Raw genomic sequence first — 16,920 nt, 5'->3', positions numbered from 1 at the left:
GGACGTGCGTCAGAGGATCCCGATCCCCGCAGTGCCCAGTGCTTCGCGCACCATCCCGTCGTTGGCCTCGGTCACCGGCCGGGTCAGGTCCCAGAGGAATTTCACCCTGAAGCCGGACGTGGCTGCGTCCTGCGCGCTCCACAGCACGCAGTAGTCGCGGGCCAGGCCACAGACGTGCACCTCGTCGATGCCGCGCTCATGCAGCCAGCCGGCCAGGCCAGTGGCGGGGCGTCCGCCATCGGGGCCGTGGTTCTCGCGGAAGGCGCTGTAGGAATCCACCTGCTGGCGGGTGCCCTTGCGCAGGATCAGGTCGGCCATGTTCCAGTCCACCTGCGGATGCAGGGCGGCACCGGAGCTGCCCTGCACGCAGTGGTCCGGCCACAGGGTCTGCGGTTGCGCATGCAGCAGGATCGTTTCGAACGGACGATGGCCGGAGTGCTGGCTGGCGAACGAAGCATGGTCCGCGGGATGCCAGTCCTGGGTGGCCACTACGGTACGGTAGCGGCGCTGCGCCAGCAGCTGCGCGATCGGCGCGACCAGCGCATCGCCACGGTCGCAGGCCAGCGCGCCACCGGGCATGAAGTCCGGCTGCAGATCGATCACCAGCAGGGCGACAGTGGCGGGCAGGGTGGGCATGGACGTTCCAGCACGGCGGAAGAGGCGACCAGCGTGGCCGCCCCCTCGCCACACGTCAATCGCCCTGCGGCGTTTCGTTGTCCTGGCCGTAATACAGCAGCCCGATCCGGATCCGCTCGCGGCCGGTCTCCCGGCGGTGCCGGTTGGCATCGCGCAGCGAGTACACGCAGCCACAGTACTCCTGCTGGTAGAACCGCTCGCGCTTGCTGATCTCGATCATGCGGCTGGCACCACCGCCCTTGCGCCAGTTGTAATCCCAGTACTGCAGGCCCTCGTAGCGCGCCGCGGCGCGGATGCCGCAGTCATTGATCTGCGCCATGTTCTTCCAGCGCGAGATGCCCAGCGACGAGCTGATGGTGTCGTAGCCGTGCTCATGCGCGTACAGCGCCGTGCGCTCGAAGCGCATGTCGAAGCACATCGTGCAGCGGATGCCGCGCTCGGGTTCGTTCTCCATGCCGCGCGCGCGGCTGAACCAGTTGTCGGTGTCGTAGTCGCAGTCGATGAAGGGGACGCCATGCTGCTCGGCGAAGCGGATGTTCTCCTGCTTGCGGAGCTCGTATTCCTTCACCGGATGGATGTTGGGGTTGTAGAAGAAGATCGCGTAGTCGATCCCGGAGGCGGTGATCGCCTCCATCACTTCGCCGGAGCAGGGCGCACAGCACGAATGCAGCAGCAGGCGCTTGCCGTCGGCGGGCAGGGACAGGGTGGGGCGTTGGAGCTCGGTCATCATCAGGTACCGCACGGACCGCCGGCAACGGCGGCGGCCCGTGCATCGGGGTGGAGAGACAGGTCAGGCGACGCGGGCGTCGGCGTGCTCGGCACGCAGTTCCACTGCGGCGGCAACCAGTGCCTGCAGTGCAGCGCGGGTTTCCGGCCAGCCACGGGTCTTCAGCCCGCAGTCCGGGTTGACCCACAGCTGCTCCGGCTTCAGCACGGCCAGCGCCTTGCGCAGCAGGTCCACCATCTCCGCCTTGTCCGGCACGCGGGGGGAGTGGATGTCATACACGCCCGGGCCGATCTCATTGGGATAGTTGAACTTCACGAAGGCATCCAGCAGTTCCATGCGCGAGCGTGAGGTCTCGATCGAGATCACGTCCGCGTCCATCGCTGCGACCGAGTGGATGATGTCGTTGAACTCCGAATAGCACATGTGGGTGTGGATCTGGGTGGCATCGCGCACGCCGCTGGTACTGATGCGGAACGATTCCACCGCCCAGTCCAGGTAGGCGCGCCAGTGGGCGCGGCGCAACGGCAACCCCTCGCGGATGGCCGGCTCGTCCACCTGGATCACGCCGATGCCGGCTGCTTCCAGGTCCTGCACTTCGTCCCGCAGGGCCAGCGCGATCTGCCGGCAGGTCACATCGCGTTCCTGGTCGTCGCGCACGAACGACCACTGCAGTACCGTCACCGGACCGGTCAGCATGCCCTTCATCGGCTTGTCGGTGAGCGATTGCGCGTAACTGGACCAGCGCACCGTCATCGGCTGCGGGCGGCTGACGTCGCCGAAGATCACCGGCGGTTTGACGCAGCGCGATCCATAGCTCTGCACCCAGCCGTTGCCGGTAAAGGCGAAGCCTTCCAGCTGCTCGCCGAAGTACTCGACCATGTCGTTGCGCTCGAACTCGCCGTGGACCAGCACGTCCAGGCCCAGCGCTTCCTGCACGCGTACCGCATGCGCGGTCTGCTGTTCCAGGAAGGCCTCGTACTCGGCCAGGCCCAGCTTGCCGGACTTGTGCCGGGCGCGTGCCTCGCGCACCTCCAGCGTCTGCGGGAAGGAACCGATCGTGGTGGTGGGCAGCAGCGGCAGCTGCAGCGCCGCATGCTGCGCGGCGCGGCGCTGCGGGTAGGCGGTGTGCCGCTGCGCATCGGCCACGGTCAGCGCGGCCAGGCGTGCGGCCACGGCCGGGTTGTGCACGCGTGGCGAGCGACGACGCCCCTCCAGCGCAGCGCGATTGGCAGCCAGGCCCGCTTCCGCATCCGCCCTGCCATCGAGCGAGTCGGCCAGCAGGCGCAGTTCCTGCAGCTTCTGCCGGGAGAACGCCAGCCAGCCCTTCAGTTCGTCATCCAGCTTCTTTTCCAGCGCAAGATCTACGGGCGTGTGCAGCAGGGAACAGGACGGTGCCAGCCAGAGCCGGTCGGCGCCGCGGTCCACCTGGGCAAACCGGGCCAGGATCAGTGCGTTGTCCAGATGGGTGCGCCAGATGTTGCGGCCGTTGACCAGGCCGGCCGACAGCACGCGCTCGGCCGGCAGCGCCTTCAACACGGCGTCCAGCTGCTCCGGCGCGCGCACCAGGTCCACGTGCAGTCCGTCCACCGGCAGGCCGGTGGCCAACGCCAGGTTGTCCTCGAGCGCACCGAAATAGGTCGCGACCAGCAGTTTCGGACGCCGTGCCGTGGCCAACCGGGCATAGGCGCGCTCATAGGCTGCCTGCGCATCGGCGTCGAGATCCTGCACCAGCAGCGGCTCATCCAGCTGCACCCAATCCGCACCGGCGTCGGCCAGCTGGCCGAGCAGCTGCACATAGGCCGGCAGCAGCGCATCCAGCAGGTCCAGCGCGGTGCTGCCGTCGGTGGTCTTGGACAGCAGCAGGAAGCTCACCGGCCCCAGCAGCACCGGACGGGTATGGATGCCCAGCGCCCTGGCCTCGTTGAACTCCGCCAGCGGCTTGTCACCGCGCAGGGCGAAGGCCTGGTCCGCGTGCAGTTCCGGCACCAGATAGTGATAGTTGGTGTCGAACCACTTGGTCATCTCCAGCGCGCGCAGGTCGATGCCATCGCGCTGCAGGCCACGGGCCGTGGCGAAGTAGGCGGCCAGTGGATCGTGCGCGGCCAGTTCGCGGTAGCGTTCGGGAATGGCATCGAACAGCCATGCGGTGTCGAGCACCTGGTCGTACAGGCTGAAGTCGTTGCTCGGCGGTACATCGACGCCGGCCTCGATCTGCAGCTGCCAGTGCCGGGCACGCAGCGCCGCGGCGGTGGCCTGCAGGGTGGCGGCGTCGTCCTCGCCGGCCCAGTGGCGTTCGAGCGCCCGCTTCAGTTCGCGCTTGGCGCCGATGCGGGGAAAGCCCAGGTTGGTAACAGTGGTCATTGCAGCGTGTCCTCATTGCATGTCGGCATTGAGGAACGAAGGAACCGCAGGACGACGCGTGCCGTTGCCGGCCCACGGGCGTCTTGCCAGCGACCTTCGCCCCCGCGGGCGAACCGGATGCCGTGAAAAGGACGCACGTGGCCGCGCACCCTGCAGGCGCAGGACGACGACGGCCCCGGCAACCTCCCCGCGGAGATTCCAGGTCGAGTCAGAGGACGGTCGTGTCCCCCGGCCGGGGCCGGTATTCGGGCTGTTGGACGCGGGCCGCAGCCCACCTACTACCTGCCGCTTCCCAGGCGCGAGCCCAGTGCTGTTGGCAGGATTCGTTTCCATTCACCGCTGCGGGGCAGCTCCGGAATGGGCGCGCGAAGCGCCTTCACCGGATTCCCGTTTAAATTCATCCCTTCATTCGCATGAAGAGATGAATACCTTCGGCGTGCACAAGGTAGGCCGGTTGGCAGCAATGGTCAAGGCCCGGCATCACACCACCGGGATGTGGCGCCTTTCTCAGGCCGTGAGAGGCCGGCTTGCGATACTGGGAACCGACGGACGGGAGGTGACGTGTGGCGGCGAAGTACTGCGATCTGGTCATGAAAGGTGGCATCACCAGCGGCATCGTGTACCCCAATGCGGTACTGGCGCTGGCGCGCGAGTATCGCTTCAAGAGCATCGGTGGCACCTCGGCAGGTGCCATCGCCGCCGCGGTGGCTGCGGCGGCGGCCTATGGTGATCGCCGCCAGCAGGCGGGCGAGCCGCTGCCCGGCGATGCCGGGTACGGTGGATTGTCGGCGGTGTCGGCGCAGCTGTCGCGGCGCGGGTTCATCTACGGTCTGTTCCAGCCGGCGCGGGGCGCGCGTGCAGCCTATCGGCTGCTGGTGGTGCTGACTGGCAATGCAGGCTGGCCCCGCAAGCTGCTGTGCCTGGCCATCGCCGTGTTCCAGATTGCGCCGCTGGAAGTGCTGGTGTCGCTGGCATTGCTGCTCGCGCTGGGCGCGTGGGGCGGCGGCTGGAGTGGAGTGGCGGCAACGTTGCTGCCGTCCCTGCTGTGCGCCTACGGCGCTGGCGTGGCCGGGGCCGCGCTGCGGGTCGCGCGGGTGGCACGACGCAATCTGCTGGGCCTGTGCAGCGGCCTCGGCAGCGACGCGCGCCGGCCGGCGTTGACGGAATGGCTGCACGGCTGCCTGCAGCAGCTGTCAGGCAAGCCGGCCGATGTGCCGCTTACCTTTGCCGACCTGCACGATGCGCCGCGCTATGCCGACGAGCCGGACAGCCCGCATGCCATCACCCTGCAGATGATCACCACCTGCGTATCGCACAACGAACCCCGCACGCTGCCGTTGGGCGGCGCGCAGTTCTGGTTCCTGCGCGAAGAGTTCGACCAGCTGTTCCCGGCCAGCGTGGTGCAGTGGCTGGTCAACCATGCGGGTCCGCCGCTGGGCGTGGATGGACGACTCTATTACCGCCTGCCGCAGGGGCCGCAGCTGCCGGTACTGGTGGCAACGCGGATGAGCCTGAGTTTCCCGTTGCTGATCAGCGCAGTGCCGCTGCATGAGCCCTCGCGCCGCGAGCGCCGATGCGAGCCTGGAGCGACCGCCTCCGATCCGGAACACAACGTGGCCGACAGCATGGAGGGGCTGACCAGTGCCGGCCAGGCCTGCGGCCCGGTGATCACCGCCTTCCGGATCTGCTGGTTCTCCGATGGGGGCATCAGCAGCAACTTCCCGATCCATCTGTTCGACGCGGCGCTTCCGCGCTGGCCGACCTTCGCCATCAACCTGGTCTATCCACAGCATGCGGAGGAGGTCAGCTCCGGCGGCAATGCACGGCAGGCGCTGGAGCGATCGGTGTTCCTGCCCAGCGAAAACCGTCATGGCTGGCAACGCACCTACCAGTCCATCGCCGCACCGGTGGCCGCCGGCGAGCTCGGCCGTTTCCTGTTCGCGGTGGTGGCAACCATGCAGAACTGGCGCGACCTGCTGCAGGCGCGTGCTCCGGGCTATCGCGACCGCATCGTGCACGTGACCCTGCAGGGAGACGAGGGCGGCATGAACCTGGACATGCCGCAGGAGGTGCTGACCCGCATCGCCGACAAGGGCAGCCTGGCCGGTGCACGCTTCTGCGCGTTCTCCTTCGAGAATCACTACTGGATCCGCTGGCGCAACCTGGCCTCGGCCTACCAGCGTTACACGCTGGAAGTGGCGCGTACCGACGATCCCGCGCAGCAGGTGCTGGCCTATCGGGCGGCGTACACGATGGTGGCTGCCGGCGTGCCGTCGCCGCCGTCGTACAAGCTGGGCTCGGAGGACAAGCGGCTGGCGTCACAGCAGTTGTGGGGGCTGATGGTGGAGCAGGGCCGCAGCTGGGAGGATCTCGGCCCGGACCTCACCGACGGCGCACCACGGCCGCTGCCGCAGATGAAGGTGACGCCGATCTACTGACCGCTGCCGCAGCCGATTGAACTGTTCCGGCGGGTGCCGACCTTGTCTGGTGGGTGCCGACCTTGGTCGGCACGATCTGATCCCTGCGGTGGCTCATCGCCAGCGTTCGTGTCGACCAAGGTCGACACCCACCAGGGCAATGCGTCGTTCTGACAGCTTGCGGAGATCTGTCGAAGGCGGGGTGGGTCCGGTTGCGGGGGCGTGAGCGCCATGGATGGCGCGACCGAGGCTACATGGACGTACTTGCGCCGTCCCCCGCAACCGGATCCGCCCCGCCATCCCGCGGAATGCCAGCTTTTGCCGTTGCCGTTGCTTCGGCCTGTGCAGGTGCAGGGCGCAGCCCTGCCGAACCAACCCTATCGCCCCGGCAGCTGCGCGAACGCGCGCTGCATGCAGTCCTCGCGCGGGCACACCCGGCAACCCGGGCCGATCGACACCGAATTGCCCGGGCTCTGCACATCCAGCCCCAGCGAATACACCAGCCGCTCGGCATGCTGCAGGTCGCAGCCCAGCGCTACTGCGAAGGTCTTGCGTGGTTGGCCGTGACCAACCGGGCCGCTGCTGACCTGCCGGGCCAGCCAGAAGTGGCGCCGCCCATCGGGCATGCGCGCGGTCTGGGTCAGGATGCGGCCGGGCTGGTTGAACGCCTCGTAGACGATCCACAGCGGGCATGAGCCACCCACCTGCGAGAAGTGGAAGTCGGTGGCCGAGTGACGCTTGGAGACGTTGCCGGCGCGGTCCACACGGATGAAGAAGAACGGCAGGCCGGGCGCGCTGCGGCGGGCCAGCGTGCTCAGCCGGTGGCAGACTGCTTCGAAGCCGACACCGAACTGGTGCGCCAGCAGCTCGATGTCGTAGCTGCTGGCTTCGGCCGCACGCAGGAAGCGCAGGTAGGGCATTACCAGGGCCCCGGCGAAATAGTTCGACAGGCCGATGCGCGCCTGCGCGATGCGCGCCTCGTCGCTGAATCCGGCGCGGGCAATCACCGCATCGATCTGCGGCAGGTAGCCATGCAGTGCCAGTTCGGCGGCCATCTGGAAGGCCTGCTGGCCCGGCTCCAGGTAGTCCGGCAGCCACAGCCGGCGGGCACCGGCATCGTAGTGGCGCTTCTCGCGCCCGGCCTGCAAGGCAGTCACTTCCACCAGCACGCCGTGGCGATCGGCCAGCAACTGGCGCAGGCGCGGGGCGACGTGCCCCGGCGACAGTCCCCATTCGGCAAACAACCGCTCGGCCAGCTCATCCAGCTCCGGGATGTGGTTGTGCATGCGGTTGAAGAACTCGCGCACCTGGTCGCCCGCCGGCAGGGTGCTGCCGGCACCGGGTTCGCCCAGCTGGAACTCCAGTGCGGCGGCATGTTCCCGCAACGCCAGGTGGCGGCGATGCAGGTCCAGCAGCGCCCGGCTCACCTGCGGCAGGTTGCCGGCCAGTGCCCGCAGCTCGGTGGCACTGACGTCGGCCAGCCCCAGGTCCCGCAGGGTTTCGGCCAATGATTCCTGCAATGCCGCGGGTTCATCCTCGTCGAACAGGGCGGAAACGTCGCCCAACACCTCCCCCAGCTTCTTCTGCACGGCGGGCGTCAACGGGCGTTTGTTGCGCTCGATCTGGTTCAGGTAGCTGGCAGACAGGCCCAGGGCGCGGGCCAGGTCGATCTGGCTGTAGCCGCGCTGCTCGCGCAGGCGCAGCAGGCGCAGGCCCAGCTGGCGCTGTGAGGACGGCAGATTCACAGAATTAACAGGAATCGTGAGGGGTGTTGGCCAGATTAAGCGGATTCAGGCCGGAAATCGAGGCGGCGGCTGTGAATAATGCCAAGCATCTTTCGCACCCCTGGATGTCGTCATGACTGTTGCAGCGCCCCGTATCCGCATGCTGATCGATGGCCAGTTCGTCGAATCGGCGACCTCCCACTGGCAGGACGTGATCAACCCGGCCACCCAGGACGTGCTGGCCCAGGTCCCGTTCGCCACCACCGCTGAAGTGGACGCTGCCGTGGCCGCCGCCAAGGAAGCGTTCAAGACCTGGCGCAAGACCCCGATCGGCACCCGTGCGCGCATCTTCCTGAAGTACCAGCAGCTGATCCGCGAGAACATGAGCGAGCTGGCGCACATCCTCACTGCCGAACAGGGCAAGACCCTGCCGGATGCCGAAGGCGATGTGTTCCGCGGCCTGGAAGTGGTCGAGCACGCCGCCGCCATCGGCAACCTGCAACTGGGCGAGCTGGCCAACAACGTGGCCAATGGCGTGGATACCTACACGATCATGCAGCCGCTGGGCGTGTGCGCCGGCATCACCCCGTTCAACTTCCCGGCGATGATTCCGCTGTGGATGTTCCCGATGGCCATCGCCACCGGCAACACCTTCATTCTCAAGCCGTCCGAGCAGGACCCGATGGTCACCATGCGCCTGGTTGAACTGGCGCTGGAAGCCGGCATTCCGAAGGGCGTGCTGAATGTGGTCCACGGTGGCGAGGAAGTGGTCAACGCGATCTGCGACCACCCGGACATCAAGGCGGTCTCCTTCGTGGGTTCCACCCGCGTGGGTACCCACGTGTACAACCGTGCGTCGCTGGCCGGCAAGCGCGTGCAGTGCATGATGGGCGCCAAGAACCACGCCGTGGTGCTGCCGGATGCCAACAAGGAGCAGACCCTCAATGCGATGGTCGGTGCCGCCTTCGGTGCCGCCGGCCAGCGCTGCATGGCGGCCTCTACGCTGGTGCTGGTGGGTGAAGCGCGCGGCTGGGTGCAGGATCTGGTGGCCAAGGCCAAGACCCTGAAGGTCAGCGGTGGCACCGTGTCCGGTACCGATGTCGGCCCGGTGATTTCCTGCAGCGCGCGCGAGCGCGTGGAAGGCCTGATCGCCTCGGGCGTGGAGCAGGGCGCGCAGCTGGTGCTCGATGGCCGCAATCCGCAGGTCGATGGCTTCGAGAAGGGCAACTTCGTCGGCCCGACCATCTTTGCCGGTGTCACCACCGACATGCGCATCTACCAGGAAGAAATCTTCGGGCCGGTGCTGGTGATCCTGGAAGCGGAAACGCTGGAAGACGCCATCGCGATGGTCAACAGCAACCCGAACGGCAACGGCACCGCACTGTTCACCCAGTCCGGCGCCGCCGCGCGCAGGTTCCAGGAAGACATCGACGTCGGCCAGGTCGGCATCAACGTGCCGATCCCGGTGCCGGTGCCGCTGTTCTCCTTCACCGGTTCGCGCGCCTCCAAGCTGGGTGACCTCGGCCCGTACGGCAAGCAGGTGGTGCTGTTCTACACCCAGACCAAGACCGTCACCGCGCGCTGGTTCGATGACGAGACGCTGAGCCACGGCGTCAACACCACGATCAGCCTGAAGTAACGGCAGGAGCAGCCATGAGCCACTCGATGACGACGGAACTGGAAGAAGCGCAGCAGGCCTACCGCGAGGCCGCCCGCGACTTCGCACTGGCCGAACTGGCGCCGCACGCCGCGCGATGGGATGCGGAGGGCATCTTTCCGCGCGAGGCGATCGCCAAGGCCGGTGAACTGGGCTTCTGCGGTCTGTACATGGACCCGGAAGTGGGTGGCAGCGGCCTGAGCCGGCTGGACGCCGCCGTCGTCATCGAGGAGCTCGCCAGTGTCGACCCCTCGACGGCGGCCTACATCAGCATCCACAACATGGCCTCGTGGATGGTGTCCAAGTGGGGTCAGCCGGCACTGCGCGACGCGTGGGGCAACGATCTGGCGGCGGGCATCAAGCTGGCCTCGTACTGCCTGACCGAACCGGGCGCCGGTTCCGATGCCGCCTCGCTGAAAACCACCGCCGTGCGCGATGGCGACCACTTCGTGCTGAACGGCGCCAAGGCCTTCATCTCCGGCGCCGGCGCCACCGAACTGCTGGTGGTGATGGCGCGCACCGGCGGTGCCGGTGCCGGCGGCGTCAGCGCCATCGCGGTGCCGTCGGATCTGCCGGGCATCAGCTTCGGCCGCAAGGAAGAGAAGATGGGCTGGAACAGCCAGCCCACCCGGGGCATCACCTTCGAGAACGTCCGCGTGCCGGTCAGCCACCTTCTGGGAGAGGAAGGCGGTGGCTTCAAGCTGGCGATGAAGGGACTCGATGGCGGCCGCATCAACATCGCCGCCTGTTCGCTGGGTGCCGCGCAGGGCGCGCTGGATGCCGCACGCCGCTACATGGGCGAGCGTCGCCAGTTCGGCAAGGCGCTGGCCGAGTTCCAGGCACTGCAGTTCAAGCTGGCCGACATGGTCACCCAGCTGGTGGCCGCCCGGCAGATGGTGCATACCGCCGCGCGCAAGCTCGATGCCGGCGCCAGCGACGCCAACGTGTGGTGCGCAATGGCCAAGCGCTTCGCCACCGATGCCGGTTTCACTGTCTGCAACGAAGCGCTGCAGATCCACGGCGGCTACGGCTACATCCGCGAATACCCGATCGAACGCCTGCTGCGTGACTGCCGCGTGCACCAGATCCTGGAAGGCACCAACGAGATCATGCGGGTGATCGTTGCCCGTCACCTGCTCAACACCGAAGAGGAACTGCGATGAAGGATTGGCGTACCCAGGAGCACGTGGGCCTGAAGGTCGAGGCCGATGGCCACACCGCCGTGGTCACCCTGCACAACCCGCCGGCGCATACCTGGACCGTGCACAGCCTGTCCGCGCTGCGCGACCTGGTGGCTGCGCTCAATGCGGACCGCGACATCTACGCGCTGGTGATCACCGGTGACGGCGAAAAGTTCTTCTCCGCCGGCGCGGATCTGAACCAGTTCGCCTCCGGCGACAAGGCCGCCGCGCGCGAGGCCGCACGCCGCTTCGGCGAAGCCTTCGAGGCGCTGTCCGGCTTCCGCGGCGTGTCGATCGCCGCAATCAACGGCTATGCGATGGGCGGCGGGCTGGAATGCGCGCTGGCCTGCGACCTGCGCATCATCGAAGACCATGCCCAGGTCGCGCTGCCGGAGGCCACCGTCGGCCTGCTGCCGTGCGCCGGTGGTACCCAGAACCTGCCACGGCTGGTGGGCGAGGGCTGGGCCAAGCGCATGATCCTGCTGGGCGAGCGCATCAATGCCGAGACCGCGCTGCGCATCGGCCTGGCCGAGGAGAAGGTCGGCAAGGGCGAGTCCAAGGCGCTGGCGCTGGAATGGGCGAAGAAGGCCGGCAAGCAGAGCCCGACCAGCATCGCGGCCTGCAAGACGCTGGTGCAGTCCACCCGCACCGGTACCCACGCCTCGGCGCTGGTGGCCGAACGCGAGGCCTTCGTCGATCTGTTCGATACCGCCGACCAGGTCGAGGGCGTGAACGCCTTCCTGGAAAAGCGCGCCGCGCAGTGGAAGAACGCATGACCACGGTCGCCGACGAAGCGCCGGTCCTGTTCGAAGAGCGCGTGGCCGGCAATGGCGCGCGCATTGGCATCGCCACGCTGAACGCGCCGCGCACGCTCAATGGCTTCTCGCTGCCGATGGCGCACCTGCTGCTGAAGCAGCTCAATGCCTGGGCCGACGACGACGGCATCGCGATGGTGGTGCTGCAGGGCGCCGGTGAAAAGGCGTTCTGCGCCGGCGGTGACCTGCACAGCCTGTACCAGAGCATGCGTGCATTCCGCGAGGCCGGCCGCAGCGATATCCGCGACAACGACTACGCGGCCGAGTTCTTCGACGTCGAGTACCGCGTGGATTACCTCATCCACACCTATGCCAAGCCGATCCTGTGCTGGGGCCATGGCATCGTCATGGGAGGGGGCATCGGCCTGATGTCCGGTGCCAGCCACCGCGTGGTCAGCGAGCGCTCCAAGCTCGCGTTCCCGGAGATCACCGTCGGTCTGTTCCCGGACGTGGGTGGCAGCTGGCTGCTGCCGCGCGTGCCGGGCAAGGGTGGCCTGTTCCTGGCCTTGACCGGTGCACTGCTCAACCCGGGCGATGCGATCTATGCCGGCCTGGCCGACGTGCACGTGGCCGAAGCGCGCCGCAGCGATGTGTTCGATGCACTGCTGCAGGTGGCCTGGTCGCGCGACGCCGCGAGCAACCACGAGCGCCTGGGCCACCTGCTGCAATCGTATGCCAGCGATGCCGCGACCGGTCCGCTGCTGGCCAACGCGGCGAAGGTCGACGCACTGTGCAGCGGCGATGACCTCGATGCCATCGTCGAAGGCATCGCCCACCTGCAGACCGAGGATGCCTGGCTGCAGGCCGCCCAGAAGACCCTCGCGGCCGGCGCGCCCGGTTCGGCGCGGCTGGCGTTCGAGCTGCAGCGCCGCAGCGCGGGCCAGGATCTGGCTGCGGTCTACCGCCTGGAATACATCGTCGCCCTGCACTGCGCTGCCCACGGCGATTTCGCCGAAGGCATCCGTGCGCTGCTGATCGACAAGGACCGCACGCCGTCGTGGAACCCGGCCACGCTGGCCGAAGCCAGCGCCCTGTGGGCCGATACGTTCTTCGCTTCGCCCTGGGCCGATGCCGCGCATCCGCTGGCCGACCTGGGTACCCCTGCCGCTGAAAGGAGCCTGGCATGAGCCGCATTGCATTCATTGGGTTGGGCAACATGGGTGGCCCGATGGCCGCCAATCTGGTCAAGAACGGCCACACCGTGCGCGTGTTCGATCTGGTGCCGGCCGCCGTGCAGGCCGCCGTCGACGCCGGTGCCGGTGCCGCGTCGTCAGCACGTGACACCCTGGCCGACGCCGAGGTGGTGATCTCGATGCTGCCGGCCAGTCGCCACGTCGAAGGCCTGTACCTCGGCGATGACGGCATTCTCGCCGCGATTCCGGCCGGCGCGCTGGTCATCGATTGCAGCACGATCGCTCCGGCCAGCGCCCGCAAGGTGTCCGAAGCGGCGGCCGCACGCGGCCTGCAGATGATCGATGCGCCGGTTTCCGGCGGCACGGCCGGTGCCCAGGCCGGCACCCTCACCTTCATCGTCGGTGGTGAAGAGGATGCACTGGAGCGTGCGCGCCCGGTGCTGCAGGCGATGGGCAGGAACATCTTCCACGTGGGCGGCAGTGGTGCCGGCCAGGTGGCCAAGCTGTGCAACAACATGGCGCTGGGCGTGATCATGGCCGTCACCGGCGAGGCCATCGCACTGGGCGTGGCGCACGGTCTGGACCCGAAGGTGCTGTCGCAGATGATGGCGGTGAGCACCGGCCGCAGCTGGGCCACCGAAGTGTGCAATCCGTGGCCGGGCGTGCTGGAGAATGCGCCAGCCTCGCGTGGCTACAGCGGCGGCTTCGGCAGCGACCTCATGCTCAAGGACATGGGCCTGGCAGTGGAAGCGGCGATGAGTGTCGGCGCCTCCATCCCGCTGGGTGAAGTGGCCCGCAACCTGTATTCGATGAATCACCAGGCCGGGCGCGGCAAGCTGGATTTCTCCAGCGTCGTACAGCTCATCACCAGCGAGAAGTAAGCGAATGCGTCCCTGGCCGCGTGCCGGGGCCCACCCGGGGTGGGATGGGCGGATGCCTGGTTTCGACCGGCATCCGCCCATTTTTTTGCGGTCAGGCGACGATCAGCGTCACGTCGATGTTGCCGCGGGTGGCATTCGAGTACGGGCACACGATGTGCGCCTTCTGCACAAGCGCTTCAACCTGCTCGCGCGGCACGCCCGGCACGTTGATGGTCAGCTCGGCCTCGATGCCGAAGCCGGTCGGAATCTGGCCGATGCCCACCTTGCCGGTCACGGTGGTGTCGGCCGGCAGCGCGACCTTGGCCTGGCCGGCCACGAACTTCAGCGCGCCCAGGAAGCAGGCCGAGTAACCGGCGGCGAACAGCTGCTCCGGGTTGGTGCCCGGGCCGCCCGCGCCGCCCAGCTCGCGCGGGGTCGACAGCTGGATGTCGAGCACGTTGTCGGAGGAGACGGAACGGCCTTCGCGGCCGCCGGTGGAGGTCGCCTGGGCGGTGTACAGAACCTTTTCGATGGACATCGGGATGCTCCTGGTCAGTGGGTGGTAGTGCGTTGGAGCCTACTTTGCCCGCTTTCCAAGGACGATGGGTGACAGACCGTCTGAGAAATTTGACCGATCGTCCTGCTGTCTAGATCGTCCATTCCCGATCGGTGGTGAACATGATCGTCAGCCACCGGTCCGGCGAGGCTTCGCCCAGTGCATCGCCGATCTCGTCACGCAGTTGGTCCCACTCCCGCAGGGGCCGCGGCGGATCATCGGCCGGGACCACGAAGAACAGCTCGATCTGCTCGCCACGTCCCACCTGCGCCACATAGCTGCGGTGTTCGACGAAGCCATGCCTGGCGACGATCGTGCGCGCCACCGCGTCCACGTGGGCCTGCAGCTCCGGTGGGGTCACCAGCAGGATGCCGGCCAATGCCCGCCGCACCGTGCCCAGCGGCGCGATCATCACCAGTACGCAGACGAAGGCGAGGATGGCCGGGTCGATGTACGGCCCGATCCAGTCCCACGCAGTGCCACGCACCAGCGCGCCGCCCAGGAAGGCGACCAGATAACAGGCCGACATGCTGGCCGCGATCATCCAGTTCTTCGCGTCCAGCGCGATGAACTCCGAACCGATGCGGCGGTTGGCGCGCAGCACGAACACGCCCAGCGCTGCCTCGGCCAGCAGGGACAGCGCGGCGAAGATCATCGCCGGCCCCAGCGCGATGTGGCGGCCGCCGGACATCAGCGCGTCCACGGCATTGACCAGTGCATACAGCGCCGCACCGATCATCAGCGTGCCGCTCACGCCCAGCACGATCGGTTCCAGGTGCCAGAAGCCCATTGTGAAGCGCTGGTTGAGGCGCGACTGCAGCGCATCGGTATTGGTCGACAGCGCGATCAGGCGCGCGACCAGCAGCGACAGCCAGGTCATCACCACATCGATCAGCCCGTAGATGCCATCGAAGATGATGAGCGAGGAATTGGCCAGCAGGCCGAACACCACCGCAGTCAGCGCCAGCAGCAACGCACCGGCAATCGACAGGCGCAGCACCCCCTGTTCGGTGGTGGGGTCGAAGAAGTGGGGGCGATCGGTAGCCATGACCCGATTGTAGAGCGGAGCCATGCTCCGCTGCGTCTGGCGGCCGACCGCGCTACCTTCATGCAGCCGCTTCCCGTAGACTGCGCCCCTCCCACGTACCGACATCCGCCTGCAGTGATCACGCCACCCTGACCCTTGCCGCACATCGGCAGCCGGCCCGCCCGGCTCAGGAACCCGTGTCTTTCCACTGCAGCGCCATGCGGCCACGCCCGCCTGCGCGCGGAGCTTTCCCATGCAAACGTCCTATCCCCTGCGCCAGCAATGGCTCGGCAACGTCCGTGGCGACCTGTTGTCCGGCATCGTCGTCGCCCTGGCCCTGATTCCCGAGGCCATCGCGTTCTCGCTCATTGCCGGCGTCGACCCCAAGGTCGGCCTGTACGCCGCCTTCTCCATCGCCGTCATCACCGCCATCGCGGGTGGCCGCCCTGGCATGATCTCTGCTGCCACTGGCGCGATGGCGCTGGTGATGGTCGACCTGGTGAAGGATCACGGCCTGCAGTACCTGTTCGCCGCCAGCATCCTGGCCGGCTTGCTGCAGGTGCTGGCAGGCGTGTTCAAACTGGGCTCGCTGATGCGCTTCGTCTCGCGCTCGGTCATCACCGGCTTCGTCAATGCGCTGGCGATCCTGATCTTCCTGGCGCAGATGCCGGAACTGATCGGCCGCGGTCCTACGGTCTACGTGCTGTGCGCGGCGGCGCTGGTCATCATCTATCTGCTGCCGCGCCTCACCCGCGCCGTGCCCTCGCCGCTGGTGGCCATCGTGATGCTCACCGCGGTGGTGATCGGCTTCGGTATCGACGTGCGCAGTGTTGGCGACATGGGCCAGCTGCCCGACAGCCTGCCGCATTTCCTGCTGCCCGATGTCCCGCTCAGCTGGGAGACGCTGCGCATCCTGCTGCCGGTGTCGGCCACGCTGGCCGTGGTCGGCCTGCTCGAATCGATGATGACCCTGCAGATCGTCGAGGACATCACCGAGACACCCAGCGAGCGCAATCGCGAATGCATCGGCCAGGGCGTGGCGAATACGGTAACCGGCTTTCTCGGCGGCATGGCCGGCTGCGCGATGATCGGCCAGTCGGTCATCAACGTGACCTCCGGTGGCCGTGGCCGCCTGTCGTGCCTGGTGGCTGGCGTGCTGCTGCTGGTACTGGTGGTGTACGGCAGCGACCTGGTGCGGCAGATCCCGATGGCCGCCCTGGTGGCGGTGATGATCATGGTCAGCATCGGCACCTTCAGCTGGCGCTCGCTGCGCGACCTGCGCACGCACCCGCGCAGTTCCTCGGCCGTGATGTTGCTGACCGTGGTGGTCACCGTGGCCACCCACGACCTGGCCAAGGGCGTGCTCAGCGGCGTGCTGCTGTCGGCGTTGTTCTTCGCGCGCAAAGTAGGCCGCTTGCTGGAGGTGCAGCGCGACGATGCCCATGAGACGCAGGTCTACCGCGTGCGCGGGCAGGTGTTCTTTGCCTCGGCGGGGCAGTTGGGCGCAGCGTTCGACTATCAGCATGTGGCGCCGAAGGTGCAGATTGATCTGCGCGATGCCCACCTGTGGGATCTGACCGCCGTGGCCGCGCTGGAGCGCGCGCAGGAAAAGTTGGCCGCGCACGGAGCAGAGGTAACCGTGGTGGGGCTCAATGCGGCCAGCCAGACGCTGATCGAGCAGGTGGGTGGCGCACGCGGCGGGCACTGATCGCGTAGGGCATGCTGGTGGCGCCGGGCCATGCCCGGCCGCCAGCCGGAACCGGGCCCAACCGGCGCTCGCCGCGCGGCTGACCGGGCGCATTCAGCCACCCGGTGTAAACTATTGA

The 16,920-nt window shown here is 67.7% G+C and carries 13 protein-coding genes and 1 riboswitch; of the genes, 7 read left to right on the top strand and 6 right to left on the bottom strand.

The window, feature by feature from the left end:
* Positions 1-9 precede the first annotated feature (9 nt).
* From pncA to metE, 3 genes are read right to left on the bottom strand one after another with little or no spacing between them, the layout of a single operon-like run.
* Positions 10-636, bottom strand: a complete 627-nt coding sequence (gene pncA / locus ACX9OW_RS15750; protein WP_459062536.1) for a bifunctional nicotinamidase/pyrazinamidase — start codon at positions 634-636, stop codon at positions 10-12.
* A 55-nt stretch (positions 637-691) separates the two neighbouring features.
* A complete protein-coding gene (locus tag ACX9OW_RS15745) occupies positions 692-1,366 on the bottom strand; it encodes an epoxyqueuosine reductase QueH (RefSeq protein ID WP_414487958.1) in 675 nt (224 codons plus the stop codon).
* Positions 1,367-1,426: 60 nt separating this feature from the next.
* Positions 1,427-3,724 carry a 5-methyltetrahydropteroyltriglutamate--homocysteine S-methyltransferase gene (gene metE / locus ACX9OW_RS15740; protein ID WP_459062535.1) on the bottom strand — a complete coding sequence of 766 codons (2,298 nt, stop codon included), beginning with the start codon at positions 3,722-3,724 and terminating at the stop codon, positions 1,427-1,429.
* 219 nt (positions 3,725-3,943) lie between these two features.
* Positions 3,944-4,173: riboswitch (cobalamin riboswitch) on the bottom strand.
* Between the two features lie 141 nt (positions 4,174-4,314).
* On the opposite strand from metE, the gene ACX9OW_RS15735 reads away from it, so the two are divergent.
* On the top strand, positions 4,315-6,162 hold the full coding sequence (locus ACX9OW_RS15735; RefSeq protein WP_164972340.1) for a patatin-like phospholipase family protein: 1,848 nt from the start codon (positions 4,315-4,317) through the stop codon (positions 6,160-6,162).
* Positions 6,163-6,518: 356 nt separating this feature from the next.
* Here ACX9OW_RS15735 and ACX9OW_RS15730 read toward each other — a convergent pair whose 3' ends face one another.
* Entirely contained in the window at positions 6,519-7,880 is a 1,362-nt protein-coding gene (locus tag ACX9OW_RS15730) for a helix-turn-helix domain-containing protein (protein ID WP_219631758.1), read from the bottom strand.
* A gap of 118 nt (positions 7,881-7,998) precedes the next feature.
* On the opposite strand from ACX9OW_RS15730, the gene ACX9OW_RS15725 reads away from it, so the two are divergent.
* The 5 genes from ACX9OW_RS15725 to mmsB are packed head-to-tail and all read left to right on the top strand — an operon-like array spanning position 7,999 to position 13,532.
* The gene (locus ACX9OW_RS15725) at positions 7,999-9,504 is read left to right on the top strand and encodes a CoA-acylating methylmalonate-semialdehyde dehydrogenase (RefSeq protein ID WP_053520140.1); all 1,506 of its coding nucleotides are present in this window, start codon (positions 7,999-8,001) and stop codon (positions 9,502-9,504) included.
* A 26-nt stretch (positions 9,505-9,530) separates the two neighbouring features.
* Complete coding sequence (locus ACX9OW_RS15720; RefSeq protein ID WP_440210885.1) at positions 9,531-10,685, top strand: acyl-CoA dehydrogenase family protein; 1,155 nt, start codon at positions 9,531-9,533, stop codon at positions 10,683-10,685.
* Complete coding sequence (locus ACX9OW_RS15715) at positions 10,682-11,479, top strand: enoyl-CoA hydratase (RefSeq protein WP_053520138.1); 798 nt, start codon at positions 10,682-10,684, stop codon at positions 11,477-11,479. The genes ACX9OW_RS15720 and ACX9OW_RS15715 overlap by 4 nt, the downstream gene beginning before the upstream one ends.
* Complete coding sequence (locus tag ACX9OW_RS15710) at positions 11,476-12,645, top strand: enoyl-CoA hydratase/isomerase family protein (RefSeq protein WP_262100916.1); 1,170 nt, start codon at positions 11,476-11,478, stop codon at positions 12,643-12,645. The genes ACX9OW_RS15715 and ACX9OW_RS15710 overlap by 4 nt, the downstream gene beginning before the upstream one ends.
* A complete protein-coding gene (gene mmsB / locus ACX9OW_RS15705) occupies positions 12,642-13,532 on the top strand; it encodes a 3-hydroxyisobutyrate dehydrogenase (protein WP_459062534.1) in 891 nt (296 codons plus the stop codon). Before ACX9OW_RS15710 ends, mmsB begins: the two co-directional genes overlap by 4 nt.
* A 91-nt stretch (positions 13,533-13,623) precedes the next feature.
* On the opposite strand, the gene ACX9OW_RS15700 is transcribed toward mmsB, so the two are convergent.
* Together ACX9OW_RS15700 and ACX9OW_RS15695 are read right to left on the bottom strand one after the other, a co-directional pair.
* The gene (locus ACX9OW_RS15700) at positions 13,624-14,049 is read right to left on the bottom strand and encodes an organic hydroperoxide resistance protein (protein ID WP_049464150.1); all 426 of its coding nucleotides are present in this window, start codon (positions 14,047-14,049) and stop codon (positions 13,624-13,626) included.
* Between the two features lie 109 nt (positions 14,050-14,158).
* Positions 14,159-15,139 (bottom strand): cation diffusion facilitator family transporter, encoded by a 981-nt coding sequence (locus ACX9OW_RS15695; RefSeq protein ID WP_053520135.1) that lies wholly within the window; start codon positions 15,137-15,139, stop codon positions 14,159-14,161.
* Positions 15,140-15,347: 208 nt separating this feature from the next.
* Here ACX9OW_RS15695 and ACX9OW_RS15690 point away from each other — a divergent pair, with 208 nt between their 5' ends.
* Positions 15,348-16,802 carry a SulP family inorganic anion transporter gene (locus ACX9OW_RS15690; RefSeq protein ID WP_053520134.1) on the top strand — a complete coding sequence of 485 codons (1,455 nt, stop codon included), beginning with the start codon at positions 15,348-15,350 and terminating at the stop codon, positions 16,800-16,802.
* Positions 16,803-16,920 lie beyond the last annotated feature (118 nt).

This window comes from Stenotrophomonas genospecies 5 (assembly GCF_054473825.1).
This window is presented reverse-complemented; position numbering and strand designations above follow the sequence as displayed.